The sequence below is a fragment of the Pseudomonas sp. FDAARGOS_380 genome (genome assembly GCF_002591235.1).
In the GTDB taxonomy this organism is placed as follows: domain Bacteria; phylum Pseudomonadota; class Gammaproteobacteria; order Pseudomonadales; family Pseudomonadaceae; genus Aquipseudomonas; species Aquipseudomonas salmasensis.
On the sequence record NZ_CP023969.1, the window covers coordinates 4,384,729 to 4,411,238 of the forward strand.

General features: G+C 59.9%; 20 protein-coding genes and 4 tRNA genes. 16 read left to right on the forward strand and 8 right to left on the reverse strand.

The annotated features are described in order from the left end of the window. Nucleotides 1-101: 101 nt before the first annotated feature. Complete coding sequence (gene folD / locus CRN80_RS20700) at nucleotides 102-956, reverse strand: bifunctional methylenetetrahydrofolate dehydrogenase/methenyltetrahydrofolate cyclohydrolase FolD (protein ID WP_003192259.1); 855 nt, start codon at nucleotides 954-956, stop codon at nucleotides 102-104. 275 nt (nucleotides 957-1,231) lie between these two features. On the opposite strand from folD, the gene CRN80_RS20705 reads away from it, so the two are divergent. The 10 genes from CRN80_RS20705 (at nucleotide 1,232) to CRN80_RS20750 (ending at nucleotide 10,655) form a co-directional block, all read left to right on the forward strand. Beyond that, nucleotides 1,232-1,308, forward strand: a tRNA-Arg gene (locus CRN80_RS20705). Between the two features lie 32 nt (nucleotides 1,309-1,340). Beyond that, a tRNA-His gene (locus CRN80_RS20710) sits at nucleotides 1,341-1,416 on the forward strand. A gap of 57 nt (nucleotides 1,417-1,473) precedes the next feature. Next, nucleotides 1,474-1,558 (forward strand) — tRNA-Leu (locus tag CRN80_RS20715). 77 nt (nucleotides 1,559-1,635) lie between these two features. Further along, nucleotides 1,636-1,711 (forward strand) — tRNA-His (locus CRN80_RS20720). A gap of 401 nt (nucleotides 1,712-2,112) precedes the next feature. Next, complete coding sequence (tig, locus tag CRN80_RS20725; RefSeq protein ID WP_098950941.1) at nucleotides 2,113-3,423, forward strand: trigger factor; 1,311 nt, start codon at nucleotides 2,113-2,115, stop codon at nucleotides 3,421-3,423. 91 nt (nucleotides 3,424-3,514) lie between these two features. Then, complete coding sequence (clpP, locus tag CRN80_RS20730; protein WP_003192255.1) at nucleotides 3,515-4,150, forward strand: ATP-dependent Clp endopeptidase proteolytic subunit ClpP; 636 nt, start codon at nucleotides 3,515-3,517, stop codon at nucleotides 4,148-4,150. Between the two features lie 112 nt (nucleotides 4,151-4,262). After that, nucleotides 4,263-5,546 carry an ATP-dependent Clp protease ATP-binding subunit ClpX gene (gene clpX, locus CRN80_RS20735; RefSeq protein ID WP_003192254.1) on the forward strand — a complete coding sequence of 428 codons (1,284 nt, stop codon included), beginning with the start codon at nucleotides 4,263-4,265 and terminating at the stop codon, nucleotides 5,544-5,546. Nucleotides 5,547-5,734: 188 nt separating this feature from the next. After that, on the forward strand, nucleotides 5,735-8,131 hold the full coding sequence (lon, locus tag CRN80_RS20740; protein WP_003192252.1) for an endopeptidase La: 2,397 nt from the start codon (nucleotides 5,735-5,737) through the stop codon (nucleotides 8,129-8,131). Nucleotides 8,132-8,279: 148 nt separating this feature from the next. After that, on the forward strand, nucleotides 8,280-8,552 hold the full coding sequence (locus CRN80_RS20745) for an HU family DNA-binding protein (RefSeq protein WP_003174819.1): 273 nt from the start codon (nucleotides 8,280-8,282) through the stop codon (nucleotides 8,550-8,552). A 228-nt stretch (nucleotides 8,553-8,780) separates the two neighbouring features. Further along, on the forward strand, nucleotides 8,781-10,655 hold the full coding sequence (locus CRN80_RS20750) for a SurA N-terminal domain-containing protein (RefSeq protein ID WP_047711204.1): 1,875 nt from the start codon (nucleotides 8,781-8,783) through the stop codon (nucleotides 10,653-10,655). A gap of 81 nt (nucleotides 10,656-10,736) precedes the next feature. Here the strand turns inward: CRN80_RS20750 and nhaA are convergent, their stop codons facing one another. Next, nucleotides 10,737-12,080, reverse strand: a complete 1,344-nt coding sequence (nhaA, locus tag CRN80_RS20755) for a Na+/H+ antiporter NhaA (protein WP_098950942.1) — start codon at nucleotides 12,078-12,080, stop codon at nucleotides 10,737-10,739. Between the two features lie 283 nt (nucleotides 12,081-12,363). Here nhaA and CRN80_RS20760 point away from each other — a divergent pair, with 283 nt between their 5' ends. Next, a complete protein-coding gene (locus CRN80_RS20760) occupies nucleotides 12,364-13,155 on the forward strand; it encodes a DUF2242 domain-containing protein (RefSeq protein WP_098950943.1) in 792 nt (263 codons plus the stop codon). 864 nt (nucleotides 13,156-14,019) lie between these two features. Here CRN80_RS20760 and CRN80_RS20765 read toward each other — a convergent pair. Both CRN80_RS20765 and CRN80_RS20770 read right to left on the reverse strand, forming a co-directional pair. Next, entirely contained in the window at nucleotides 14,020-15,054 is a 1,035-nt protein-coding gene (locus CRN80_RS20765) for an AraC family transcriptional regulator (RefSeq protein WP_019819480.1), read from the reverse strand. Between the two features lie 4 nt (nucleotides 15,055-15,058). Then, a complete protein-coding gene (locus CRN80_RS20770; RefSeq protein WP_098950944.1) occupies nucleotides 15,059-16,189 on the reverse strand; it encodes a carbon-nitrogen hydrolase family protein in 1,131 nt (376 codons plus the stop codon). A gap of 211 nt (nucleotides 16,190-16,400) precedes the next feature. Between CRN80_RS20770 and CRN80_RS20775 the strand changes: the two genes are divergently transcribed. Both CRN80_RS20775 and CRN80_RS20780 read left to right on the forward strand, forming a co-directional pair. After that, the gene (locus CRN80_RS20775; protein ID WP_057711254.1) at nucleotides 16,401-18,440 is read left to right on the forward strand and encodes an NADPH-dependent 2,4-dienoyl-CoA reductase; all 2,040 of its coding nucleotides are present in this window, start codon (nucleotides 16,401-16,403) and stop codon (nucleotides 18,438-18,440) included. A 56-nt stretch (nucleotides 18,441-18,496) separates the two neighbouring features. Further along, entirely contained in the window at nucleotides 18,497-19,384 is an 888-nt protein-coding gene (locus CRN80_RS20780) for a 1-aminocyclopropane-1-carboxylate deaminase/D-cysteine desulfhydrase (protein WP_098950945.1), read from the forward strand. Nucleotides 19,385-19,491: 107 nt separating this feature from the next. Here the strand turns inward: CRN80_RS20780 and CRN80_RS20785 are convergent, their stop codons facing one another. From CRN80_RS20785 to CRN80_RS20795, 3 genes are all read right to left on the reverse strand, one after another. Further along, on the reverse strand, nucleotides 19,492-20,052 hold the full coding sequence (locus CRN80_RS20785) for a cytochrome b (protein WP_032896532.1): 561 nt from the start codon (nucleotides 20,050-20,052) through the stop codon (nucleotides 19,492-19,494). A gap of 114 nt (nucleotides 20,053-20,166) precedes the next feature. Beyond that, nucleotides 20,167-20,994 carry a phosphonoacetaldehyde hydrolase gene (gene phnX, locus CRN80_RS20790; RefSeq protein WP_098950946.1) on the reverse strand — a complete coding sequence of 276 codons (828 nt, stop codon included), beginning with the start codon at nucleotides 20,992-20,994 and terminating at the stop codon, nucleotides 20,167-20,169. A 101-nt stretch (nucleotides 20,995-21,095) separates the two neighbouring features. After that, nucleotides 21,096-22,220, reverse strand: a complete 1,125-nt coding sequence (locus CRN80_RS20795) for a 2-aminoethylphosphonate--pyruvate transaminase (RefSeq protein WP_098950947.1) — start codon at nucleotides 22,218-22,220, stop codon at nucleotides 21,096-21,098. A 112-nt stretch (nucleotides 22,221-22,332) separates the two neighbouring features. On the opposite strand from CRN80_RS20795, the gene CRN80_RS20800 reads away from it, so the two are divergent. Then, nucleotides 22,333-23,187 (forward strand): LysR substrate-binding domain-containing protein, encoded by an 855-nt coding sequence (locus tag CRN80_RS20800; protein WP_098950948.1) that lies wholly within the window; start codon nucleotides 22,333-22,335, stop codon nucleotides 23,185-23,187. Here CRN80_RS20800 and CRN80_RS20805 read toward each other — a convergent pair. After that, entirely contained in the window at nucleotides 23,163-24,053 is an 891-nt protein-coding gene (locus tag CRN80_RS20805) for a LysR substrate-binding domain-containing protein (RefSeq protein WP_032896540.1), read from the reverse strand. The genes CRN80_RS20800 and CRN80_RS20805 overlap by 25 nt on opposite strands. Nucleotides 24,054-24,311: 258 nt before the next feature. On the opposite strand from CRN80_RS20805, the gene CRN80_RS20810 reads away from it, so the two are divergent. Both CRN80_RS20810 and CRN80_RS20815 read left to right on the forward strand, forming a co-directional pair. Next, nucleotides 24,312-25,637, forward strand: coding sequence for an MFS transporter (locus tag CRN80_RS20810; RefSeq protein WP_032896542.1), 1,326 nt, complete (start codon nucleotides 24,312-24,314; stop codon nucleotides 25,635-25,637). 109 nt (nucleotides 25,638-25,746) lie between these two features. Then, a complete protein-coding gene (locus tag CRN80_RS20815; protein ID WP_003192227.1) occupies nucleotides 25,747-26,451 on the forward strand; it encodes a YebC/PmpR family DNA-binding transcriptional regulator in 705 nt (234 codons plus the stop codon). Nucleotides 26,452-26,510: the final 59 nt, after the last annotated feature.

A 26,510-nucleotide genomic window follows, 5' to 3' on the forward strand; every position in this document is an offset into this window, starting at 1 on the left:
AAGAGATCGGCTCCTCCAGGACTAGGCGCTGAAACTAAAAACTTTTCTCAGGCATTAAAAAGCCCTGCGCTAAGGCAGGGCTTTTTCATTACGCCTGGTTATTAACCGTGCAGGGTTTCCGCTGCATATAAGGTGTTTTCCAACAGGCACGCCCGGGTCATCGGCCCGACACCGCCTGGCACCGGCGTGATCCAGCCAGCACGGGGCAGGGCGGTTTCATACACCACGTCACCCACCAACTTGCCGTCTTCCTGGCGGTTGATGCCCACGTCGATGACGATGGCGCCTTCCTTGATCCATTCACCTTTGACCAACCCCGGCTTGCCAGCAGCGACCACCACCAGGTCGGCGCGGCCAACGTGGCCAGCCAGGTCCTTGGTGAAGCGGTGGGTGACGGTCACGGTGCAGCCGGCCAGCAGCAGCTCCATGGCCATCGGGCGACCGACGATGTTCGATGCGCCCACCACGACAGCGTCCAGACCATATAGATCGACACCGGTGCTTTCCAGCAAGGTCATGATGCCTTTGGGTGTGCATGGGCGCAGCAGGGGAATGCGTTGGGCCAGGCGGCCGACGTTATAAGGGTGGAAACCGTCGACGTCTTTGTCCGGGCGGATGCGTTCCAGCAGTTTGGAGGCGTCTAAATGCTCTGGCAGCGGCAGTTGCAGGAGGATGCCGTCCATGCCCGGGTCATCGTTGAGGCTGTCAATCAGGTCGGTCAGGGCCTGTTGAGTGGTGTCCGAAGGCAAGTCGTAGGCCTTGGAAATAAAGCCGACCTCTTCACAGTCTTTACGCTTGTGCGAGACATAAACCTGAGAGGCAGGATCGCTGCCGACCAGGATCACCGCGAGGCCAGGCGTGCGCAGGCCTTGCTGGCTGCGCTCGGTGACTCGTTTGGCGATCTGCTGGCGCAGGCTGGCGGCGATTGATTTGCCGTCGATAAGTTGTGCAGTCATTACGCGTGATTAACCATCGAGAGGGGGAAGAAAAGTGCGCGCATTCTCGCATGCCAAGGCGCGAGGGCAAAGGCGCTTGGTCTGCAAATTGCCCTAACCCCTTAAATAAAATCAGTTTTTTTCAAAAAAGATTTGACGGGTTTCCGGGGCATCTATACTATTCGTCGCACTTGTCGGGCACAGCCTAGCACTGGTTAAGAAGGTCGAGCAGAATAGTTGTACTGCAAGGCTGGAAGCACTTAGTTTGTAATCCTCCAAGAGTACAGATTAATAAGGCGCCCGTAGCTCAGCTGGATAGAGCATCCGCCTTCTAAGCGGATGGTCGCAGGTTCGAGTCCTGCCGGGTGCGCCATTAGGCAGCTTTGGCACAAGTAGCGCTATATGGTGGGCGTAGCTCAGTTGGTAGAGCACGGGATTGTGACTCCCGTTGTCGAGGGTTCGATCCCCTTCGTCCACCCCATATTCTGAAAGGCGCCAGATTTAACAGTCTGGCGCCTTTGCTTTAAGAGCTTCAAGCGCGGATGTGGTGGAATTGGTAGACACACTGGATTTAGGTTCCAGCGCCGCGAGGCGTAAGAGTTCGAGTCTCTTCATCCGCACCAATTAAAGCTTTTCCCGGTCGTCAGGCGGGGCAGGGCTCAACAAAGAAGTGGTTTGGTTTCTTTGTTAACGCAATATGGTGGGCGTAGCTCAGTTGGTAGAGCACGGGATTGTGACTCCCGTTGTCGAGGGTTCGATCCCCTTCGTCCACCCCATATTCGAAAGGCGCCAGATTTAACAGTCTGGCGCCTTTTTTGGTTTTGGCGGTTTGAGATTGGGTGGTCGCAGGTGCTGGGCTGCCCTGGCAGGGCGTGTCGTCGTATTTGTGTATCTCGATGATGCTGCGTTGCTTGCCTGTTCTGTTCGCAGGGTGGGCCGTCAGGGAGATGAATGGTTGTTCCTTCTATATATAGAGAGGAGCGGCGCAGAGCCCTGGCGCAATTTGGCTGTATTTGTCACCGGGGCGAGGTACTTCAGTGCTTTCGTACCGATAAATTGCCGGCTGTTTTCCGCTGTGTTTTCAGTAGGGTGACTTCTTGAGTTTGACCCACTAGAATGCATGCCCTTGATTGGGGTCGGAAATGGCCGGCTAATGTCTGTGCAACGAGGAATATCCATGCAAGTTTCTGTTGAAAATACTACTGCTCTCGAGCGCCGCCTGAGCATCACCGTGCCGGCAGAGCGTATCGAGACTGCGGTCAACAAGCGTCTGCAGCAGACTGCCCAAAAGGCCAAGATCGCTGGTTTCCGTCCAGGCAAAGTGCCGATGAGCGAAATCAAGCGTCGTTTTGGTGCCGATGCGCGCCAGGAAGCTGTAGGTGACGTGATCCAGGCTTCTTTCTACGAAGCTGTTGTCGAGCAAAAGCTGAACCCGGCTGGCTCGCCTTCGATCGAGCCTAAGTCCCTGGAAGCAGGCAAGGACCTGGAATACGTTGCCGTATTCGAAGTGTTCCCGGAATTTGAAGTGGCCGGTTTCGACGGTATCGAAATCGAGCGTCTGAGCGCCGAAGTGGCTGATTCGGACCTGGACAACATGCTGGAAATCCTGCGCAAGCAGAACACCCGTTTCGAAGTGGTCGACCGTGCCGCCCAGAACGAAGACCAACTGAACATCGATTTCGTTGGCAAGGTTGACGGCGAAGTCTTCGCTGGCGGCTCCGCCAAGGGCACTCAGCTGGTGCTGGGTTCCAATCGCATGATCCCTGGTTTCGAAGACGGCCTGGTTGGCGCCAAAGCCGGCGAAGAGCGCGTTCTGAACCTGACGTTCCCTGCTGACTACCAGAACCTGGACCTGGCTGGCAAAGCCGCCGAGTTCACCGTGACCGTCAACAGCGTTTCCGAGCCTAAGCTGCCAGAGCTGAACGAAGAGTTCTTCGCCCAGTTCGGCATCAAGGAAACCGGCATCGAAGGCTTCCGCACCGAAGTTCGCAAGAACATGGAGCGTGAGCTGCGCCAGGCCATCAAGTCCAAGGTCAAGAACCAGGTCATGGACGGTCTGCTGGCCGCCAACCCGATCGAAGTGCCTAAGGCCCTGCTGTCCAACGAAGTGGACCGCCTGCGCGTTCAAGCGGTTCAGCAGTTTGGTGGCAACATCAAGCCTGACCAGCTGCCGGCCGAGCTGTTCGAAGAGCAAGCCAAGCGCCGCGTTGTGCTGGGCCTGATCGTGGCTGAAGTGGTCAAGCAGTTCGACCTCAAGCCAGACGAAGACCGCGTTCGCGAAATGATCCAGGAAATGGCTTCGGCCTACCAGGAGCCTGAGCAGGTCGTGGCTTGGTACTACAAGAATGAGCAGCAGATGAACGAAGTACGTTCGGTTGTGCTGGAAGAACAAGTTGTGGATACTGTTCTGCAGAAGGCTAAGGTGACCGATAAAGCGGTCTCTTACGAAGAAGCAGTCAAACCGGCGGAAGCAGCACAAGCCGACTGATTGTCCAACTCGTTGGAAATTCAACCATAAGCCAGCCTCGCGCTGGCTTATGCGTTTTCAAGACATGACTATTTGGGAGTAACTGCAGAGCATGTTCCGTAATTCCTATATTCAGCAGAACTCTGATATCCAGGCCGCAGGCGGCCTGGTCCCGATGGTTGTCGAGCAGTCCGCTCGTGGCGAACGCGCCTACGACATCTACTCGCGCCTGCTCAAGGAACGAGTGATCTTTCTGGTTGGCCCGGTAGAGGACTACATGGCCAACCTGATCTGTGCGCAGCTGCTGTTCCTTGAAGCGGAAAACCCGGACAAGGACATCCATCTCTACATCAACTCGCCGGGTGGTTCGGTGACTGCGGGCATGTCGATTTACGACACCATGCAGTTCATCAAGCCAAACGTGTCGACCACCTGTATTGGCCAGGCGTGCAGCATGGGCGCCTTCCTGCTGACCGCGGGTGCCGAAGGCAAGCGTTTCTGCCTGCCGAACTCGCGCGTGATGATTCACCAGCCACTGGGCGGTTTCCAGGGTCAGGCGTCGGACATCGAAATCCACGCCAAGGAAATCCTCTTCATTCGTGAGCGTCTCAACACGCTGATGGCCAAGCACAGCGGGCGCACCCTGGAAGAAATCGAGCGCGATACCAACCGTGACAATTTCATGAGCGCTGAAGCCGCCAAGGAATACGGGTTGATCGACGCAGTGATCGACAAGCGCCCCGCATAATATAAGCCGCTCAAAATAGGGCTGGTCGGCATGTCCGACCACTGGCGGGCTTGAAAAAGCCCGCATAAGCCTTCATCTTGTGTTGCAAGCCTATCGGATTTGGATCGAACGAATGACTGACACCCGCAACGGCGAGGACAACGGCAAGCTGCTCTATTGCTCCTTCTGTGGCAAAAGCCAGCATGAAGTACGCAAATTGATTGCCGGCCCCTCGGTGTTTATCTGCGACGAATGCGTCGACCTGTGCAATGACATCATCCGTGAGGAGGTGCAGGAAGCCCAGGCCGAGAGCAGTGCGCATAAATTACCTTCGCCTAAAGAAATCAGCGGCATCCTTGACCAATACGTCATTGGTCAAGAGCGTGCAAAAAAGGTTCTGGCCGTAGCGGTGTACAACCACTACAAGCGCCTGAACCAGCGTGACAAGAAAGGTGACGAGGTTGAGCTGGGCAAGAGCAACATCTTGCTGATCGGTCCTACAGGCTCGGGTAAAACCCTGCTTGCAGAAACCCTCGCTCGCCTGCTGAACGTTCCGTTCACCATCGCCGACGCCACCACCCTCACCGAGGCTGGCTACGTGGGTGAAGATGTCGAGAACATCATTCAGAAACTGCTGCAGAAGTGCGACTACGACGTAGAGAAAGCCCAGATGGGTATTGTCTACATCGACGAGATCGACAAGATCTCGCGCAAGTCGGACAACCCGTCGATCACCCGGGACGTTTCCGGTGAAGGCGTGCAGCAGGCCCTGTTGAAACTGATCGAAGGCACGGTTGCGTCCGTACCGCCGCAAGGTGGTCGCAAGCACCCGCAGCAGGAATTCCTTCAGGTTGATACGCGCAACATCCTGTTCATTTGTGGTGGTGCGTTCTCGGGTCTCGAGAAGGTGATTCAGCAGCGTTCCACCCGTGGCGGCATTGGTTTCAGTGCGGAAGTGCGTAGCAAGGAAGAAGGCAAGAAGGTGGGCGAGTCCCTGCGTGAAGTCGAGCCTGACGATTTGGTCAAGTTCGGTCTGATCCCGGAATTCGTTGGCCGTCTGCCGGTCCTGGCCACGTTGGACGAGTTGGATGAGGCGGCTTTGATCCAGATCCTCACCGAGCCGAAAAACGCCCTGACCAAGCAATACGGCAAATTGTTCGAGATGGAAGGTGTAGACCTGGAGTTCCGTACCGACGCGCTGAAATCGGTGGCCAAGCGGGCACTGGAGCGCAAGACCGGTGCACGTGGCCTGCGTTCTATCCTCGAAGGCGTGTTGCTCGACACCATGTACGAAATCCCCTCGCAGTCCGAGGTGAGTAAAGTGGTGATCGACGAAAGCGTTATCGAAGGCAAGTCCAAGCCACTGTATATCTATGAAAACAGTGAGCCGGCTGCCAAGGCTGCACCCGACGCGTAAGCGTTCAGCAGTTGCGGTACAAGCAAGGGGCCTCTAGGGGCCCCTTGTTTTTTGGGGCTTTTTTTCGAGGCGGTGGTTAAATTCGCGTGTATTCATGCGTTTAACTGCTGGCATTGAGCTTGTTTTTTTTGCATGCAACCCCCATCTTGGTTTCAAGCTTATTTTTGAACTGTCATAGAGGCGAAATCATGAAGACAACCATCGAATTGCCTCTCCTGCCGTTGCGTGATGTCGTCGTCTATCCGCACATGGTTATCCCGCTGTTCGTGGGGCGCGAGAAGTCTATCGAAGCCCTCGAGGCCGCGATGACGGGCGACAAGCAAATCCTGCTGTTGGCCCAGAAGAATCCTGCTGATGATGATCCGGGCGAAGACGCCCTGTATCGCGTCGGCACCATTGCCACTGTCCTGCAATTGCTCAAGCTGCCCGATGGCACCGTCAAGGTGTTGGTCGAAGGCGAGCAGCGCGGTGCCGTAGAGCGCTTCATGGAGGTGGACGGCCACCTGCGCGCGGAAGTGGCGCTGATCGAAGAAGTCGAAGCCCCGGAGCGTGAATCCGAGGTGTTCGTACGCAGCCTGCTGTCGCAGTTCGAGCAGTATGTGCAGTTGGGCAAGAAAGTCCCGGCTGAAGTCCTGTCGTCCCTCAACAGCATTGATGAGCCAAGCCGCCTGGTCGACACCATGGCCGCACACATGGCGCTGAAGATCGAGCAGAAGCAAGACATCCTCGAAATCATCGACCTGTCGGCCCGTGTCGAACACGTATTGGCGATGCTGGATGGCGAAATCGACCTGTTGCAGGTTGAAAAACGCATCCGTGGCCGCGTGAAGAAGCAGATGGAGCGTAGCCAGCGCGAGTACTACCTGAATGAGCAGATGAAGGCCATTCAGAAGGAACTCGGCGACGGCGAGGAAGGCCACAACGAAATCGAAGAGCTGAAAAAGCGCATCGATGCTGCTGGCCTGCCCAAAGACGCCCTGACCAAGGCCACCGCCGAGCTGAACAAGCTCAAGCAGATGTCGCCGATGTCGGCTGAAGCCACCGTGGTGCGCTCGTACATCGACTGGTTGGTGCAAGTGCCGTGGAAGGCCCAGACCAAGGTGCGCCTGGACCTGGCCCGTGCTGAAGAGATCCTTGACGCTGACCATTACGGCCTGGAAGAGGTCAAGGAGCGCATCCTTGAGTACCTCGCTGTACAAAAACGCGTGAAGAAAATCCGCGGTCCGGTGTTGTGCCTGGTTGGGCCTCCGGGTGTGGGTAAAACCTCCCTGGCGGAATCGATCGCCAGCGCGACCAACCGCAAATTCGTGCGCATGGCCTTGGGTGGCGTGCGTGACGAAGCGGAAATTCGCGGTCATCGCCGTACCTACATCGGTTCGATGCCGGGAAGATTGATTCAAAAGATGACAAAAGTGGGTGTGCGCAACCCGCTGTTCCTGCTCGATGAAATCGACAAGATGGGCAGCGACATGCGTGGCGACCCGGCGTCGGCGTTGCTCGAAGTGCTGGACCCTGAGCAGAACCATAATTTCAACGACCATTACCTGGAAGTCGACTACGACTTGTCTGACGTAATGTTCCTGTGCACCTCCAACTCCATGAACATTCCGCCAGCCTTGCTGGACCGGATGGAGGTGATTCGTCTGCCGGGTTACACCGAAGACGAGAAGATCAACATCGCGGTCAAGTACCTGGCGCCCAAGCAGATTTCGGCCAACGGCCTGAAGAAGGGCGAGATCGAATTCGAGGTCGAGGCGATCCGCGACATCGTGCGTTACTACACCCGCGAGGCCGGTGTACGGGGCCTTGAGCGCCAGATCGCGAAGATCTGCCGCAAAGCGGTGAAGGAACACGCGTTGGAAAAACGTTTCTCGGTGAAAGTGGTTGCCGACTCCCTGGAGCACTTCCTGGGCGTGAAGAAATTCCGCTATGGCCTGGCCGAGCAACAGGACCAGGTCGGCCAGGTGACTGGCCTGGCGTGGACCCAGGTGGGTGGCGAATTGCTCACCATCGAAGCTGCGGTGATCCCTGGCAAAGGCCAGTTGATCAAGACCGGCTCCCTGGGCGACGTGATGGTCGAATCCATTACCGCCGCGCAGACCGTGGTACGCAGCCGCGCCCGCAGCCTGGGTATCCCGCTGGACTTCCACGAGAAGCACGACACCCATATCCACATGCCGGAAGGGGCGACTCCCAAAGACGGCCCTAGCGCTGGCGTAGGCATGTGCACGGCCCTGGTATCGGCATTGACCGGCATTCCCGTGCGCGCCGATGTGGCGATGACCGGGGAAATCACCCTGCGTGGCCAGGTATTGGCGATCGGTGGTCTCAAAGAGAAATTGCTCGCCGCGCACCGGGGTGGAATCAAGACCGTGATCATTCCTGAAGAGAATGTTCGCGACTTGAAGGAAATTCCTGACAACATCAAGCAGGATCTTCAGATTAAACCGGTTAAATGGATTGACGAGGTCCTGCAAATTGCGCTGCAATACGCGCCGGAGCCCTTGCCGGATGTGGCCCCGGAGATTGTCGCGAAGGACGAAAAACGCGAGTCCGATTCCAAGGAAAGAATTAGCACGCATTAATGTGTTGGAGCCTGGGGGCTTCCTTGACAGCTTTTTAGAGCCCTTGTTATAAAGCGGCTCTTAAGTGTCTGTAGGCCATTCAGCACTGGTTTTGCTTTTTACCAAAAAACTTAGAATCATACTCAATAGATATATAAGGGGACTTAGAGTGAACAAGTCGGAACTGATTGATGCTATCGCTGCATCCGCTGATATCCCGAAAGCTGCTGCTGGCCGTGCGCTGGACGCAGTAATCGAATCCGTCACTGGCGCTCTGAAGGCCGGCGACTCCGTGGTACTGGTAGGCTTCGGTACTTTTTCTGTGACTGACCGCCCAGCTCGCACTGGCCGTAACCCACAGACCGGCAAAGCACTGCAAATCGCTGCTGCCAAGAAACCAGGTTTCAAAGCCGGTAAAGCCCTGAAAGAAGCCGTTAACTAAGCTTCGTTCAAGCCTTTGCTTACCCGGGTCGGACGCAGGTCTGGCCTGGCAGCGGAGCGGTAGCTGACCCACGTATCGGGTCGCCACGCCGGGGGTGCAGATTCGAACCCCCGTCCGCTCCGCCAGTTACGAGAAGGCGCATCCTCGGATGCGCCTTTCTTCTATCCGGACTCTACCCACGCTCCACGGTTGCCTAATTTTTGAAGTTCAACCGTTTCTGGGGGACGCATGCTGCAAAATATCAGGGACAATTCACAAGGCTGGATTGCCAAGACCATTATCGGGATCATCGTCGCATTGATGGCGTTCACCGGTATCGAAGCCATTTTCCAGGCTTCGGGTAATAACAAGCAGGACGTGGCCAAGGTCAACGGTGAAGAAATCACCCAGACCGAGCTGAGCCAGGCTGTCGACATGCAACGGCGCCAGCTGATGCAACAGTTGGGCAAGGATTTCGACGCTTCCCTGCTGGACGAAAAGCTGCTGCGCGATGCTGCCCTCAAGGGCCTGATCGACCGTAAGCTGCTGCTGCAAGGCGCTGCTGATTCCAAGTTTGGCTTCTCGGAAGCTGCGCTGGACCAGGTGATCCTGCAGACGCCGGAATTCCAGGTAGACGGCAAGTTCAACGCCGAACGCTTTGACCAGGTGGTTCGTCAGCTGGGCTATAGCCGCATGCAATTCCGTCAGATGCTGACCCAGGAAATGCTGATCGGCCAGGTTCGCGCAGGTATCGCTGGCAGTGGTTTCGTGACTGACGCCGAGGTGCTGGCATTCGCCCGCCTGGAAAAACAGACCCGCGATTTCGCCACCGTCAACATCAAGGCTGACCCTGCGGCGGTGAAACTCACCGACGACGAGGTCAAGGCCTACTACGACCAGCACGCCAAAGAGTTCATGACCCCGGACCAGGTGGTCATCGACTATCTGGAATTGAAGAAGTCGTCCTTCTTCGACCAGGTTACTGTCAAGGACGATGAGCTGCAGGCTGCCTACGAGAAGGAAACCGCCAACCTCGCTGAACAGCGTCGTGCCGCGCACATCCTGATTGAAGTCAACGACAAGGTCACCGAGGCGCAAGCCAAGGCCAAGATCGAAGACATCCAGGCGCGCCTGGCCAAGGGTGAGAAGTTCGAAGCCCTGGCCAAGGAGTTCTCCCAGGATCCAGGTTCGGCCAACAATGGCGGCGACCTCGGTTTTGCCGGCCCTGGTGTTTATGACCCGGACTTCGAAACTGCGCTGTACGGCTTGAAGCAAGACCAGGTGTCGGTGCCAGTGCGCACCACGTTCGGTTGGCACCTGATCAAGTTGCTGGGCGTTGAAGCGCCTGAGGTGCCATCGTTCGCCAGCCTGAAAGACAAGCTGACCCGCGAACTCAAGGCCCAGCAGGTTGAGCAGCGTTTTGTCGAAGCGACCAAGCAACTGGAAGATGCGGCATTCGAAGCCTCTGACCTGGCCCAGCCAGCGTCCGACTTGAAGCTGACCGTCCACACCTCCGCGCCGTTTGGCCGTGAAGGTGGCGAAGGTGTCGCGGCCAACCGTGCCGTGGTCACTGCAGCCTTCAGCCCGGAAGTGCTGGATGAAGGTGCCAACAGCAGCGCTATCGAGCTGGACCCGGAAACCATCATCGTGCTGCGTGCCAAAGAGCATCTCAAGCCGGCCCAATTGCCGCTGGAGAACGTCGCTGCGGCCATTCGCACCCAGATGACCAAGGAGCGCGCGAGCGCTGCCGCCAAAGCCCGTGCCGACGAGTTGATCGCCAGCCTGCGTGATGGCAAGACCGCGCTGGACCAGCCGGTTGACGGCCAGGCCTGGAAGGTGACTGAGGCGGCTACCCGTGGTCAGGAGTCTATCGACCCGGCCGTGCTGCAAGCCTTGTTCCGCATGCCCAAGCCTGCGGCCAAGGACAAGCCGACCTTCACCACCGTGACCCTGCGCGATGGCAGCCTGATGATCGTGCGCTTGAACGGCGTGAACGAAGCGGCGGCCCCTACGGACGAAGAAAAGGCGCAATACCGCCGCTTCCTCGCTTCCCGTATTGGCCAGCAGGACTTCGCGGCCTACCGCAAGCAGCTGGAAACCCAGGCAGACATCAAGAAGTACTGATGCCGGCCTGAATAAAAAGACCCCGACCTGAAAAGGCCGGGGTCTTTTTTTGCCTTTGATAAAGTGAGTGCTGAATGCGCTTTAGGCGTTCTTGGCTGCAAACTTGAGCTTGCCCCACGTCAACCCGACCACCGCCGCCAGGGTTGAAGCCGCCAATACGCTCAGCTTGGCAGCGGACAACAGGGCCGGGTCGGAAAATGCCAGGGACGAGATAAAGATCGACATGGTAAAACCGATCCCCGCCAACAGGCCGACCAGGCCAACGCCCGTCCAGGTCACACCGTCCGGCAGCTTGCAGATGTTGAGCTTGACCAGCGCCAGGCTCGCCAGCATCACGCCCAGAGGCTTGCCGAGCACCAGGGCGAAGATGACGCCCATGAACACACCGTGGGCCAGCGGGTCATCCAGATTGAAACCGTCCAGGCTTACACCGGCGTTGGCCAAGGCAAACAGCGGCATCACGCCGAAGGCTACCCAGGGGTGCAGCGCTGATTGAACCCGCTGCACCGGCGGCAGTATTTCCCGCTGGGCTTCGCGCAATTGCTTGAGGGGGGCGGCGACTTGCTGGGCCCCTTCGGCTGGCTGCGAGAACCGGTCCATCAGCTCGTTGAAGGTACGTTCGATGGTTTCCAGCGGGCGTTCCCGGGTGGGCTTGGAATTGACCGGGGTCATCAAGCCAAGGATCACCCCGGCCAGCGTTGGGTGCACGCCGGTCTTGAGCAGGCCAAACCACACAATAGCGCCCGGCAGCAGGTAAATCGCCGCCTTGCTGATCCCCATGCGTTGGAACACCAGCACCAGGGCCAGCCCGCCTGCGGCAATCACCAAGCCCATGTAGTCGAGGCTGGCGGTGAAGAAGATCGCGATGATCAAGATCGCCACGATGTCATCGATGATCGCCAGTGCCAGCAGCAGGATACGCACGCCACTGGGGATCGACTTGCCCAGCAGCGCGAGCACGCCCACGGCAAAGGCGATGTCGGTCGCGGTGGGCACCGCCCAGCCACTTGCGGCGGCGGTACCGTGGTTGAGCAGGGTGTAGATGAGTGCCGGCATCAGCACACCGCCCAACGCCGCGCCCAGCGGCAGCGTGGCCAGCTTCAGGTTGGCGAGGGCGCCGTCTTTGATTTCCTGGCGGATCTCGGCACCCACCACCAGGAAGAAGATGGTCATCAGCCCGTCATTGACCAGAAAATGCAGGGAGCGCGACACGCTGTAGTCGCCCAGCCCGAGGGTGATGGGCGTGTTCCAGAAATGCTCGTAGGTCGCGGCGGCGGGGCTGTTGGCCCACACCAGCGCAACGATGGCGGCCAGCAACAGCACGATACCGCTGACGGCTTCAATATGTGAAAAGCGCTCAAGGGCGGACAGCGCGCCCTCAGTCAAACGCTGGGGGCGGGGGATGGCGGGGCGTTTATCAGGCACGACAAATCTCCATTGGCGGCCCGACCAATGCTTGGCTTTTAACCTGCGCCGTACTTTATGCAGCAACGCACCCAGGGACGATGATAGAAAGGTGAGGAATAAGTTGTAAACAAACTTGTCATATAACCGCGCACATTACGGATCTTTATCGATCCTATGTGCCCCAGGCTTTTTCCTACTGACGCTGCTGTCTAAGCCTGAGATGTTTTACCGACAGGAATCGCGCTTCAATGTCGTGTTCTGTTGCACAATACCGTCCGGACCGTTTTCTTCAGGATTTTCAATGTCGACATCATTTCACTTGCGCACTCTCGGGTTGGCGCTGGTGCTGGCGGGCGCTGCGGGCTGCTCGTCACCCAAGACCGCTATCTACGAGCATGAGAACTTCGACGACTCCGGTACGTTTTCCCGTGATTACCCGGTCAGCGATGTGGCCGCCTGTGAAGCTGCGCGCCGCGCCTTGCTGAGCCAGGGCTACATCATCACCAGCAGCGATCCGAAGTTGGTGGCCGGCAACAAGAGCTTCCAGCAGACCGGCGAGACCCACCTGCAGATCAGTTTCAATGTGGTGTGCGCCGCTGATGGCAAGGGCAGCAATCACTCGACGATGTTTGCCAACGCCTTGCAGGACCGCTATGCGCTGAAGAAGGTCAACAACTCCGCCAGCCTTGGTGTGGGCGTGCTGGGCTCGGTGTCGATGCCGATTGGCTCCACCGACGACTCGATGGTGAAAGTGGCCAGCGAGACCGTCTCGGCACCCAAGTTCTACGAGCGTTACTTCGCGCTGGTGGACGTGTTCTTGCCGCAGGAAGTGAAGCAGGCCGAGCATATCCCCGAGCAGCCCAAGGCCGACCTGGGAGTGCCCGAGCCCAAGGCCGCTCCGGCACCCGAGAAGGTCGAAGCACCGAAGGACGTACCTGTAGCGCCCGCCGCTTCAGAGCCGCTTGCGCCGCCACCTGAGGCTGCACCGATTGCACCGGTGACAGAGCCTGCTCCGGTGGCGCCGGCGCCGACTGATCCGGCCTTGCCTGCGCCGACAGAAGCGATTCCACCGCTGCCGATGCCTTCGCAATAACGCAATGCTCGAATGTGTAGGGTGTCAGGTAGAGAAGCGTCGGCTGACAGGCCGCCTTCGCAGCATAGGTATCTACACAACTTCGGTACGAGGCTGACCCTGTGGCGAGGGAGCTTGCTCCCGTGACGGCCTGATAGCCGACGCTTATCTACCTGACGCGCCGCAGTCCAAATGTGGGAGCGGGCTTGCTCGCGAAGGCAGCCTGACAGTCAACACAGTTGGATTGTGGACATATCCATTCCTGCGGTAACGGCTACTTAGGGTTCCGCCCTGACGGCGGCTCACTTTTGAAAAGCGCAAAAGTAAGCAAAACGCTCTTGCCCCACCACTCGGCACCTCGCTTAGGCTCGGTGTGCCCGTAATCCGCCAGTGATTTGGGGGGTCGCCGCCACGCGCCATCCATGGCGCGGGGCGGCTAAACCGGCATCCCTGCCGGTTTACCCCCCAAATCCCTGTCGAATTCCGGCCAGCGTGGTTTAACGGGGCGCCTGAGATCAAAAGCAGATCAAGATCAAGAGCGGCTCGCTTCGCATCGTGGTTACCGTCTGCTGCTACAGCCCAAAAGTTGTGTAGATACCTATGGCCATCGCAGGCAAGCCCACATGTTGTCCGAGGCTGCGGTTAAATTAAATCCAGTGATCGCCGTTACGTTTAATCCTGAAGAGCAGGAATGTCACGACGTCGACTTTTTTTCGTCATGACGGCACTTTAGGCTGAGTTCGCAGGTCATTAATCTGCAACCGCTTTCAACATGAAGAAGGAGTCCACCATGGACGATTACCAGGAAGAACTGCTGGAGTACCAGGCATTCGAGCTAGACCCACTGGACCCAGCCGACGATGCCACCGAGCTGTAACACCGACTTCAGGCGGAGTGGCGCTGACTGCGGCGAAATTCCCCTGGGGTCTGGTTGTTCCAGCGCCTGAAGGCCCTTTGGAAGGCTTGGGCTGAAGCAAAACCGAGCAAGTAAGCGATCTCGCCGAACGCCAGTTCCGTATCGCGAATGTAGGTCATGGCCAGGTCGCGACGGGTGTCATTGAGAATCGCGCGAAACTGTGTGCCTTCCTCGGCCAGTTTGCGCCGCAATGTCCAGGTTGGCAGCTTCAAGCGTGCCGCCACTTCTTCCAGGTCGGGTTCCCGGCCGCCATTGAGCATCGGCCCGAGCAACCGGGTAATGCGCTCGCGCAGGCTGCGGGTGCGGGTCAACTGCTCTAATTCCCTTTCACACAGCTGCAGCAACAGGTGCCAGGTGCTTGGGCAATGCTGTGGGTTGCGAAGCGCCAGGGTGGGTTGGCTGAGGCGCAGTTGATTGACCTCGGCACCGAAGTGCACCACCCCCTCTCCCAGTACCCTGTAGTGGTCGTGGTAGTCCGGCGCGTCGAATTCGATTTCAATCCGCTGGGCCTGCACCGGCTGTTGCGCCAGGCCCGACAGTTGCTGCAGCCAGCCGGCGATGATCGAGTCCACCACAAAGCGGTTATAGGCGTTATAGGGGCTGATGGAATAAAACCGCAGCCACGCGCCTTCGGCGTCTTCATGAAAGCTTGATTGCCCGCGATAGTTGGAACCGTACAGCGCTTCAAAGCGTGTGAGCGTCCTTGCGGCTTCGCGCACCGTGGGCGCTTGGGCGGCGGTGACGCCGGCAAGGCCGGCTTGGCTCAAGCGGCTGAGCTGGCCCATGCGCAAGCCGAGGCCGGGGTTGCCGGTCAGTTGGATGGCCGCGTGGCCCAGGCGCATGTAGCGCGGGATCGACAAGCGTGCGCCGGCTTCAGCCAGGCGCGCCGGGTCGAGGCCGTATTGCAGCAGCAGGGGCTGTGGGTCCAGGCCGTGGCTGTGGATGGCGTCGGCCAGGGTGTGCACGAAGCCCACCGACAGATCCCCCAGGCGCACCGGCTTCAAGGCGCTACAGCCAGATATTCAGCAGGCGCGCGCCACGGGCATCGCCATCGGCGAAGACTTGCCCGTTGCGGCTGAGAAAACTTTGGCCGGCGCTGCCCAGGTCCCAGAACTGCCCGCGCAGAAATACGCTCATGCCTGCGGTAGCTTGGCTGACGGGTGGCTGGCTGATCAGGGTCAGGCGACGCCAGGCTGCGCCCTCGCTGGTTTCTTCAGGCTTGAGGCTCACTTCAGAGGGCGTGGATACGCTCTTGAAGCCACGCCACGGACGCTCCCAGGTGTCGCGGCCGGTGACAAAGGCCGGCACCGCGATCAATTGCGCGCCTAGCTCGTTGAGCTTGCGGTAGTTGTCCGGGTACCAGCTGTCGCTGCCCACCAGGATACCCAGGCGCCCGGCGGGGGTGTCGACAACGTTGACGACATGCTCATCGCCCGGCTCGATAAAGCCCCGCTCATCGTAGATCGGGTAAAGCTGGCGCTGCGGTTGGCCCAGCGGCAGGCCGTCTGCAGCAAACACCACGCTGGCGTTGTACAGCGCGCCGTGGCCGATCTCCAGTTGCCCCTGGATCACGCTCGGGTTGGGCAGGGCGATGGAACCGGCCACCAGGGTCACGCCAAATTCTTTGGCGAGGCCGCCAAACAACACTTGATAGTCGCGGGCCATGGCCGGGGCTTTCATGCGCAGGTAGGCATCATCCATACGGTTGTCGCCGGTGGCGCTGATCCAGGCTTTGGCAAATTGCAGCGGGTTGCTGATCGACAGCCAGTTCATGGCGTCCTTGAGGTGAGCGGCCTGGTACAGCTCATTCTTTTCGCCGACGAGCATCAGCCAGGTGCCGATATGCTCCGGCAGCACCACCACGGTCTTGGCATTGATCAGCCCCAGGTCCCGAGCGTTTTGCAGGTAGGCCGACAGCTTCAGGTGCAGGCGTTCCAGGCTCTGGTAATCGGCAGGGAACAGCTCCGGCTGGATGCCCAGCAGGTTGCCCCGGTCGGCCGGTTCGCCCTCATTGACGGCGAGAGTGATGCGCAGGTCGGACAGGTAATGCGCCACGGGGCGCTCCTGGGTCCAGACCAGATACGCGGCGAGGGAGGCAACCAGGGCCATGATGACGGTGAACGCTAGAAGTTTACGCATGGGGCAACAGACAACAGACCAGGTGCAGGGTTCGCGACTAGGGTAGGGCCCATGGCGCGGCTTGCCAAGGGGCGCTGTGCATTTGGATCAATAACTTGTCAGTTTCAGTCATTGAGCCGTGGTCCACCGCCTCTTAGTCTGTGGGACATAAACCGATGGCACGCCGTTCGAGTGCGCCACGTCCCGTGATGATCCGTTGTGGAGCTGTACCATGACCGCTGCTGCCTACCCGCACCTGCTGGCCCCGTTGGACCTGGGTTTTACCACCTTGCGCAACCGTACCCTGATGGGCTCGATGCACACAGGCCTTGAAGAAAAGCCCGGCGGTTTCGAGCGCATGGCCGCTTACTTTGCCGAGCGCGCCCGTGGCGGCGTGGGCCTGATGGTCACCGGCGGCATTGGCCCCAATGATGAAGGCGGCGTGTACGCCGGTGCGGCCAAGCTGACCACCGAAGACGAGGCGCGCAAGCACAAGATCGTCACCCAGGCAGTGCACGACGCGGGTGGCAAGATCTGCATGCAGATCCTCCACGCCGGGCGTTACGCCTACAGCCCCAAGCAGGTGGCGCCGAGCGCTATCCAGGCACCGATCAACCCGTTCAAGCCCAAGGAATTGGATGAAGAGGGCATCGAAAAGCAGATCCAGGATTTTGTCACCTGCTCGCTGCTGGCCCAGGTCGCCGAGTATGACGGCGTCGAAATCATGGGTTCCGAAGGCTACTTCATTAACCAGTTCCTCGCTGCCCACACCAACCATCGCACCGACCGTTGGGGCGGCAGCTTTGAAAATCGCATGCGCCTGGCGGTGGAAATCGTGCGCCGTGTACGCGAAGCCGTAGGCCCGAACTTCATTATCATCTTCCGCCTGTCGATGCTCGACCTGGTGGAAGGCGGCAGCGTCTGGGAAGAAATCGTGCAGTTGGCCAAGGCCATCGAACAGGCCGGCGCGACGATCATCAACACCGGTATCGGCTGGCACGAAGCACGTATCCCGACCATCGCCACCAAAGTGCCCCGTGGTGCGTTCAGTAAAGTCACGGCCAAATTGCGCGGTTCGGTACAGATTCCGCTGATCACCACCAACCGCATCAACACCCCGGAAATCGCCGAGCAGATCCTGGCTGAAGGCGACGCCGATATGGTCTCGATGGCGCGGCCGTTTCTCGCCGACCCCGAGTTCGTCAACAAGGCCGCCGCCGGGCGTGCCGATGAGATCAATACCTGCATCGGCTGCAACCAGGCCTGCCTGGACCACACCTTTGGCGGCAAGCTCACCACCTGCCTGGTCAACCCGCGAGCGTGCTACGAAACCGAACTCAATTACCTGCCGGTCAAGCAGATCAAAAAGGTCGCGGTGGTCGGCGCCGGCCCCGCGGGTCTGGCCGCTGCCACCGTGGCCGCCGAGCGCGGGCATCAGGTGACGTTGTTCGACTCCGCCAGCGAGATCGGCGGCCAGTTCAATATTGCCAAGCGCGTGCCGGGCAAGGAAGAGTTCTTCGAGACCCTGCGTTATTTCAAGCGCAAATTGCAGACCACCCACGTCGAGCTGTGCCTCAACACCCGTGTGGACGTTGCGCAATTGGTAGCGGGCGGTTATGACGAGGTGATCCTGGCCACCGGCATCGCACCGCGTACCCCGGCGATTCCCGGTGTCGACAACGCCAAGGTCCTGAGTTACCTGGACGTGATCCTCGAACGCAAGCCGGTGGGCAAGCGCGTGGCGGTGATTGGCGCCGGAGGCATCGGCTTTGACGTGTCTGAATTCCTCGTGCACCAAGGCGTCTCCACCAGCCTGGATCGCGAGGCGTTCTGGAAAGAGTGGGGCATCGACACTCAGCTGCAAGCCCGTGGTGGCGTGGCCGGGATCAAACCCGAGCGCCATGCGCCGGCCCGTGAAGTGTTCCTGCTGCAACGCAAGGCTTCCAAGGTGGGCGATGGCCTGGGCAAGACCACGGGCTGGATCCACCGCACCGGCTTGAAGAACAAGCAGGTGCAGATGCTCAACAGTGTCGAGTACCTGAAGATCGACGATGAAGGCTTGCATATCCGCATCGGCGCCGAGGGCGAGCCGCAGGTCCTGGCGGTGGACAATATCGTCATCTGCGCCGGCCAGGACCCGCTGCGCGAATTGCACGACGGCCTGGTGGCTGCCGGCCAGAACGTGCACCTGATCGGCGGCGCCGATGTGGCGGCCGAACTGGACGCCAAGCGCGCCATTAACCAGGGCTCGCGCCTGGCGGCAGAGCTGTAAGGCAACAAGCGGGGCGGTGTTAGACTACCGCCCCTTTTTCATTTCGATACCTGCCGATGGGCCCTTTCGACTGGCTTCCTCACGCGCCCCTTGAACTCTTGCAGCTGGACTGGCTGAACGGGGTCGAGTTGGCCGTGCTGCGCCTGGACTGTATCGACCCGCTGATCAGCGGCAACAAGTGGTTCAAACTCACTGAGCACCTGGCCCAGGCGCGACACGCTGGGGCCACGGGGGTGATCAGTCTCGGCGGCGCTTACTCCAACCATCTGCATGCACTGGCGGCGGCGGGCAAGCGCTTTGGTTTTCCCACGGTCGGCCTGCTGCGCGGCCATCCTCAAGACACCCCCACGGTTCTCGACCTTAAAGCCTTCGGCATGCAGCTGCATTGGCTGGGTTATGGCGGTTATCGGGCGCGGCATGAACCGGGTTTCTGGTTGCCTTGGCGCGAGCAGTATCCCGACTTTCATCCGATACCCGAAGGCGGCGGTGGGCTGGCCGGGGCGCGGGGTTGTGGCGTGTTGGTCGAGCAGGCGCGGGCACAGTTGGGCAAGCTCGGTTGGAGCGATTACGACGCCTGGTGGTTGGCGGCGGGTACCGGCACGACGGTGGCCGGGCTGGCGCTGGCGGAGGCGGGCGCGCACACGGTGTATGGCGCCATGGCGGTGCCGGATGACCACGGTGTGGCGCAGAACGTGAGTGCTATCGTGCGGGACGGTTATACCGTGCTGGACGCCTGTCGCGGTGGCTTTGCCAAGGTCGATCCGCTGTTGCTGGACTTCATTGAGCGCACCGAACAAGCGTGCGGCCTACCGCTGGAACCGCTCTACACCGGCAAGGCGCTGTTGGCGTTGAAACAGCAGATCGAGGCCGGACGCTTCACCCCCGGCACGCGCCTGATCTTCATCCACACCGGCGGCCTGCAAGGCCGCCGAGGCTTCCTGTAGGAGCGAGCTTGCTCGCGAAGAACCTGAACGATAACGCGTGCATTCTGGATGATCGCGTTGCCTGGGAGTTCTTCGCGAGCAAGCTCGCTCCTACAGGGTAGCGGTTATCAGATGATGCGTTTTTGCCTACCTGGCATCATGCGCAGCGCGGTGTTATCGCGCATCACGTAATGATGAAAGATCCCCGCCAGCGCATGCAGCCCGATCAGCCAGTAACCGACCTGGGCGAACAGCACATGCCAGCCTTCAATTTCCTCGGCCAGCGCCTTGTTTTCCGCGATCAGCGGCGGCAATTCCATTCCATAGAACATCACCGAATGCCCTTTGGCACTGACGATCAACCAACCGGCAATCGGCAACCCGATCATCAACGCATACAGCGCCCAGTGCATCAGCTTCGCCAGCAGGCTCTGCCATTGCGGCGGTGCCGGCACTATCTTCGGCGCCACCCCCAGGCTGCGGGCAAACAGGCGCAGCCATACCAGCACAAACACGGTCAGGCCGAGCATAAAGTGCATTTCAACAATCAAGGTGCGCGCACCGCTGCCTTTGGGGAATTGGCCGCGCAGTTCAATGCAGGCATAAACCACCGCCAGCAGCACCACCATCAACCAGTGCAACGCAATCGACATGGTGCTGTAGCGCGTATCGGAATTTTTCCACGGCATCGCTGTGTTCCTCACTCATCAGGGCATACCTCCATTCTTTAGTGATGGAGTGCATTAACTTTATGCCTGTTTCGAGCGCTGCGCTTGTTGCCAATGCCGTTGTCTTGACCTCGGTCAGTAGGCCTGCGGCATTTCCCCGCGGGCCAAGCGCTGGTTGATGTCGCTGATGACCCGTGGCAGGTCGGTAATGGTGTCGATCAGATAATGCGGGCGCGACCCTGCGAACATCGCTTCGATGCGCTGGCGCTCGCTGGCCAGTTTGTCGCTGTCCAGGGCGCGGAACTGTTCGTAGGTCAGGCCCAGCGCGTTGCCCGAGCAGGTCAGGGCCACGGTCCACATGCCGGCACGTCGGCCTTCGAGAATGCCCGGTACGGTGTCATCGACCTTCACGCAGGCCGCCACATCATCGATGCCCAGGGCGATCACGTTGGCCAGGGCCTGGGCCGGCCATGGTCGGCCGTTGGGCACTTCGTCAGTGGCCACGACGTGGTCGGCGACGTAGCCGTTGGTGGCAGCCAGAGCCACGACCTTGTCCATCACCTGCTTGGGGTAGCCGGAGCAGGAGCCGATCTTGATACCTTGGCCGCGCAGGGCGGCGAGGGTGTCGAGGGCACCGGGGATCAAGGCCGAGTGTTCGGCGATCTTCTCGATTTGCAGCGGCATGAAGCGCTGGTAGATGGCGGTTACGTCGTCGTCGGTGGGCGTGCGGCCGAACGCTTGGCGGTAGCGTTCGGCAACCTGTGGCTGGTCGCAGAGGGTGCGGATATGGTCCCACTTGCCCATACCCATCGGGCCACGGGCCTCCTCGATAGACACCTGCACGTCGAACTCGGCGAAGGCCTCGACAAAAATCTGCGTGGGGGCGAAGGAGCCGAAATCGACCACGGTGCCAGCCCAGTCGAGGATAACGGCCTGGAGGGTATTGGGGTTTTGATAGTTCATGGTTCAGATCCTGTGGGGTAATAACATTCATCTATGTAGGAGCGAGCTTGCTCGCGAAAAACATCCAGGCACCGCGTTAACTCAGGACGCCCGCGTTATCGTTAACACTCTTCGCGAGCAAGCTCGCTCCTACACATTTCGTGCAGCACCTCGGCGATGGCCTTGACCGCTGCGCGCATGCCGGCCGCGTCGACATGGCCGATGCAGCCCACGCGAAAGGTTTCCACCTGGGTCAATTTGCCCGGGTACAGAATGAAACCCTTGGCCTTGACCCGTTCGTAGAACGCTTTGAACTGGTAGCGCGGGTCGTCGGGGGCGTGGAAGGTGGCGATGATCGGCGCCTGGATCGCCGCCGGGAGAAAGCTGCGCAGGCCCAGTTCGGCCATGCCGTCCAGCAATGCCTGGCAGTTGTTCGCATAGCGCCGGTGACGGGCGGGCAAGCCGCCTTCCTCGGCGTATTGCAACAGTGCTTCATGCAGGGCGGCGACCACGTGGGTGGGCGGAGTGAAGCGCCACTGGCCGGTCTTGACCATGTAGCTGTGCTGGTCGAACAGGTCCATCGCCAGGGAATGGCAGTTGCCTTGGGCGGCGGCCAGCGCGGCTTTTTCGGCAAAGACAAAGCCCATCCCCGGTACGCCTTCCAGGCATTTGCCAGAGGCGGCGATCAGCGCATCGAAGGGGACTTCGCGGGCATCAATCGGCAGTGCACCGAAGGAACTCATGGCGTCGATGATCAGGCGCTTGCCGTGGCGTTTGACCACCTCGGCAATCTGCGCCAACGGGTTGAGAATGCCGGTGCTGGTTTCGCAATGAATCAGCGCGACGTGGGTGATGGCGCTGTCGGCGTGTAACAGGCGATCCACATCGGCGGCAGTGGTGGGCTCGTCTTCGGCGGTTTCAAAGGTGCTGAATTCGCGGCCAAGCACCTCGCAGATTTTCGCCAGGCGCTTGCCGTAGGCGCCGTTGATCAACACCAGCACCTTGCCATTACGGGGGACCAAGGTGCCGATCGCCGCTTCGACGGCGAAGGTGCCGCTGCCTTGCAATGGCACGCAGTGGTGGCTTTCGGCGCCGTTGAGGATTGCCAGCAACTGCGTGCACACACTGGCGGTGAGCTGGTTGAAGCGGTCGTCCCATGAGCCCCAGTCCACCATCATCGCCTGGCGGGTACGGTTCGATGTGGTCAGGGGGCCGGGGGTCAACAGGATCGGCGCGGCAGGGGTCATGTCAAATCCTCGCAAGGTGTCGGGGGTCAAGCTACGGCGCCTAAATTGCAGTTTGGCTTGTTATCAATCAAATTGTTTGTTGTTATGCGAGCTATCAGTGAGGCCGATAGCTATGAACCTGTTTCAACTGCGTGCATTCGATGCCGTGGCCCGTGAGGGCAGTTTTACCCGTGCGGCGGCTCGGCTGTTTATCAGCCAGCCGGCGGTGACCGGGCATATCAAGGCGCTTGAGGAGCACTACCAGATCCCGTTGTTGCGCCGCACCGCACGCCGGGTGGAGTTGACCGAGGAGGGCGCGCGCCTGGCGGCCATCACCCGCGCTATCTTCGGCTTGGTCGACGAGGCGCAAACCATGCTGGAGGCCAACCGCCAGTTGCTCACCGGGCGCCTGGAAGTGGCGGCGGATGGGCCCCACTTGGTCATGCCGATGATCGCCAGCCTGCGCGCGCGCTACCCCGGCATTACCGTGAACCTGCGTTTGGGCAATGCCCAGGAAACCCTGGCGGCGCTGCTGTCCGAACATGCCGATGTGGCGGTGCTCACCGAGGTGGAGCCGCGCAATGGCCTGCACTTGCAACCCTTGGATCAGTCACGGATTTGCGCCTTGGTACCGGCCGCGCACCCGTGGGCCAAGCAGCGCGAGGGTATTGAACTGGCGCAGTTGCATGAGGTGATCATGGTGCTGCGCGAGCCCAGTTCCATCACCCGACGCACCTTTGATGACGCCTGCCTGGCGGCGAATGTGCAACCCAAAGTGCTGTTGGAACTCGACAGTCGTGAAGCCGTGACCGAAGCGGTGGCGGCAGAGTTGGGCGTGGGCGTGGTGTCGTCGATGGAGGTCAGCCCGGACCCGCGTGTACAGGCGGTGCCGATCCTCGGCGATGGCCTGCTGAACCGGCACATGCTCGGCTGTATGGAGCGCCGCCGCTCGCTGCGCTTGATTCAGGCGTTTTTCGAGTTGGCGTGAAGGCTTTCACGTACGATCTCCAGGAAGGTCGCGACCACGCGGCGTGAACTCTGTTCTTTCAGGCACACCAGGGTTTCTTTCATGCGTTGGGTGCAATCGCGGATGGGCATGGCGTACACCCGCGCGTCGGCGCCGAACTCTGCCGCCGACACCACGCCGACGCCAATCCCGACCACCACAGCTTCGCGGGCGGCCTCGCGGCCTTCGACCTGGATGGCCGGGCGAATGCGCAGGCCGGCCTGGCGCATTTCCTGCTCCAGGGTCTGGCGGGTGACCGAGCCGGTTTCCCGCAGTACCAGCGGGGTGTCATCCAGGTCGGCCAGGCAGATTGATTCGCGCCCGGCCCAGGCATGATCCCGTGCGACAAAAGCCAACAGTTGGTCGTCGGGCAGCGGCACTGACAACAGGCGCGCATCATCGACATCGCGCCCCAACAGCGCCAGGTCGGCCTGATAGTTGTAAAGACGCGACAGCGACTCGTCGGTATTGCCGGTTTCGATTTTCACGCTGATCCCAGGGTAGCGTTGGCAGAAGCGCGCAATCTGCGGCAATACGTGCACGGGCGCATCCACCGCCAGGGTGAGAGTTCCGGTGAGCAGGGCCCGCGAATCCTGCAGCAATTCTTCGGCTTCGGCCTCGATCACAAACAGGCGTTGGGTAATGGCCAGCAGGCGTTCACCCAGATCGGTCAGGCGCACCGAACGCTTGTTGCGGTGAAACAGCAATACGCCGAAGCGCTCTTCCAGTTTGCGCACCTGGTCGGAAATCGCAGGTTGGGTCAGGAACAGGCGTTCGGCGGCCCCGGTAAAACTGCCGTGAATGGCCACCGCATGGAAGGCTTTGAGCTGGGCATGGGAAACCGACATGGCACATCCTCTTAAAAGCTGAACTTATATTTGAAATACGATAAATCGATTTTACCTATGAGTCAGCCATTGCTTTGATGCTCCTCAGTCGCCGTAGGTTGAGTCCTACAACCACGGCGATCATGGGCGCAGGCACACCGCACCCATCTGACCAATGCCGCGCTATTCAAGGCCCGGTATTGCAGTGCTCAACCATAAAAACAACAGGCGTTTTCTTTCGATTCTGCCGGCACACTCACACCTGAGGTCAGAACCACCATGAATATCCCTATGGGTAGCATCAAGCGTTGGCGCGTGCAGATTTTCGCGATTACCTGGCTGGCGTACGCCGCTTTCTATTTCACCCGCAAAGCCTTTTCGGTGGCAAAGCTGGGGATTGGCGACGACCCGAGTTTTACCCTCGACAAAATGACGATGGCCAACCTGGATGGCCTCTACCTCGCCGCGTATGCCGTGGGCCAGTTCACCTGGGGCATGCTTGCCGACCGCTTCGGGCCACGGGTGGTGGTGCTCGGTGGCTTGCTGATTTCTGCGGCTGCGGCGCTGGTGATGGGCACCTTTGCCACGTTGCCGATCTTTGTCACCTGCATGTTGATACAGGGCTTGGCCCAGTCCACTGGCTGGTCGGGGTTGTGCAAGAACCTCGGCAGTTTCTTCCCGGCCCAGCAGCGGGGACGGGTGCTGGGGCTGTGGAGTTCGTGTTATGCGTTTGGCGGGTTGGTCGCGTCACCGTTTGCCGGTTGGTGGGCTTATACGCTGATCGGCAGCTGGCATGCGGCATTTATTTCCAGTGCCGCAGTGGTGGCAGTGGTGGCCGTGCTGTTCTTTATGTTCCAGCGCAATACTCCACAGGATGTGGGTTTGCCGGCAGTCGAACCCGAGCCGGTGTTGAGTGCCGAGCAGTTGGCCGCCGAGCAGCGCGTCAGCGTACTCGAACCCCTGCGCGCGATCCTGCGCAATCGCACGGTATTGACCCTGGGACTGGCGTACTTCCTGCTCAAGCCGGCGCGCTATGCGATTCTGTTGTGGGGCCCGGTGATCGTCTACGAGCAGATGCCGTCGGTGGGCAAGGTCGGGGCCGCCATCGTGCCCACCGCGTTTGAGCTGGCCGGTTTACTGGGGCCGGTGTTGATCGGCCTGGCCTCCGACAAGTTGTTCGGTGCTCGGCGCATGCCCGCCTGCGTGCTGAGCCTGTTGGCGCTGACGGTTGCCCTGGCGTTGTTCATGGGCGCGCTGCACACCGGCAGTGTGGTGCTGGTGATGACGTTGCTGTTTGTCATGGGCCTGACGCTGTATGGGCCGGACTCGATGATCAGTAGCACGGCGGCCATCGACTTTGGCACCGCCAAGGCCGGCGCTACCGCAGCGGGCTTTGTCAACGGCTGCGGTTCGGTGGGCGCGATCCTGGGTGGTTTGCTGCCAGGCTATTTCGATACCGTCACGGTATTTATCGTGTTTGCCGGCGCGGCGCTGTTTTCTTCGCTGGTGCTGATGCCCTACTGGAATGCCAGGCCCGCCGTACTGGCCCAGGCCGGGGATTTTGTGCCGGACCGCAATGCAGTGATTAAACCCTTGCGCACCTGAGGGTCTTGGCCGGTTTTTTGGTGGAACGAAGCGTTCTCGCGCTATAAACTCTGCCCCCAAAGCGCCGGCCAGTAGACGTTTGGGCGCGATGGAAATAAGAGAGTGAGTCATGGGCGCACAGTGGAAAGTCAAACATAAAGAAGCGGCAGCCAATGCCAAGGGCAAGATTTTCGGCAAGCTGGTGAAAGAAATCACCATTGCCGCCCGCAACGGCGCCGATACCGCGACCAACGCGCACCTGCGCCTGGTGGTGGAGCAGGCCAAAAAGGCCTCGATGCCCAAGGAAACCCTGGACCGCGCGATCAAGAAGGGCGCCGGTCTGCTCGGTGAAACCGTGCAATACCACCGCGTGACCTACGAAGGTTTCGCGCCGCACCAGGTGCCTCTGATCGTCGAGTGCGTGACCGACAACATCAACCGCACCGTGGCGGAGATCCGCGTGGCCTTCCGCAAGGGCCAACTGGGCGCGTCCGGTTCGGTGGCCTGGGATTTCAACCATGTGGGCCTGATCGAAGCATCGCCGGACACCCCGGACGCCGATCCGGAAATGGCCGCCATTGAAGCAGGCGCCCAGGACTTTGAAGAGGGTGAAGAAGGCGCCACCTTGTTCATCACCGAAACCACCGACCTGGATGCCGTGCAGAAGGCCTTGCCGGAGCAGGGCTTCACCGTGTTGTCGGCCAAGCTGGGTTATATCTCCAAGAACCCGGTCAGTGGTTTGACCGATGAGCAGATGGCTGAAGTCGAGGCGTTCCTGGAAGGCCTGGACAACCATGATGATGTGCAGGATATGTTTGTCGGCCTGGCGGGTTGATGTTTATCTGAGTACACGCGGTCAACCTGTGGGAGCGGGCTTGCTCGCGAATGCGGTGT

Excerpts from the sequence above, each read along its gene's own strand:
- folD (WP_003192259.1), bottom strand. The coding sequence starts at position 956 with ATGACTGCACAACTTATCGACGGCAAATCAATCGCCGCCAGCCTGCGC.
- tig (WP_098950941.1), top strand. The coding sequence starts at position 2,113 with ATGCAAGTTTCTGTTGAAAATACTACTGCTCTCGAGCGCCGCCTGAGC.
- clpP (WP_003192255.1), top strand. The coding sequence starts at position 3,515 with ATGTTCCGTAATTCCTATATTCAGCAGAACTCTGATATCCAGGCCGCA.
- clpX (WP_003192254.1), top strand. The coding sequence starts at position 4,263 with ATGACTGACACCCGCAACGGCGAGGACAACGGCAAGCTGCTCTATTGC.
- lon (WP_003192252.1), top strand. The coding sequence starts at position 5,735 with ATGAAGACAACCATCGAATTGCCTCTCCTGCCGTTGCGTGATGTCGTC.
- CRN80_RS20750 (WP_047711204.1), top strand. The coding sequence starts at position 8,781 with ATGCTGCAAAATATCAGGGACAATTCACAAGGCTGGATTGCCAAGACC.
- CRN80_RS20760 (WP_098950943.1), top strand. The coding sequence starts at position 12,364 with ATGTCGACATCATTTCACTTGCGCACTCTCGGGTTGGCGCTGGTGCTG.
- CRN80_RS20770 (WP_098950944.1), bottom strand. The coding sequence starts at position 16,189 with ATGCGTAAACTTCTAGCGTTCACCGTCATCATGGCCCTGGTTGCCTCC.
- CRN80_RS20775 (WP_057711254.1), top strand. The coding sequence starts at position 16,401 with ATGACCGCTGCTGCCTACCCGCACCTGCTGGCCCCGTTGGACCTGGGT.
- CRN80_RS20780 (WP_098950945.1), top strand. The coding sequence starts at position 18,497 with ATGGGCCCTTTCGACTGGCTTCCTCACGCGCCCCTTGAACTCTTGCAG.
- CRN80_RS20785 (WP_032896532.1), bottom strand. The coding sequence starts at position 20,052 with ATGCCGTGGAAAAATTCCGATACGCGCTACAGCACCATGTCGATTGCG.
- phnX (WP_098950946.1), bottom strand. The coding sequence starts at position 20,994 with ATGAACTATCAAAACCCCAATACCCTCCAGGCCGTTATCCTCGACTGG.
- CRN80_RS20795 (WP_098950947.1), bottom strand. The coding sequence starts at position 22,220 with ATGACCCCTGCCGCGCCGATCCTGTTGACCCCCGGCCCCCTGACCACA.
- CRN80_RS20800 (WP_098950948.1), top strand. The coding sequence starts at position 22,333 with ATGAACCTGTTTCAACTGCGTGCATTCGATGCCGTGGCCCGTGAGGGC.
- CRN80_RS20805 (WP_032896540.1), bottom strand. The coding sequence starts at position 24,053 with ATGTCGGTTTCCCATGCCCAGCTCAAAGCCTTCCATGCGGTGGCCATT.
- CRN80_RS20810 (WP_032896542.1), top strand. The coding sequence starts at position 24,312 with ATGAATATCCCTATGGGTAGCATCAAGCGTTGGCGCGTGCAGATTTTC.
- CRN80_RS20815 (WP_003192227.1), top strand. The coding sequence starts at position 25,747 with ATGGGCGCACAGTGGAAAGTCAAACATAAAGAAGCGGCAGCCAATGCC.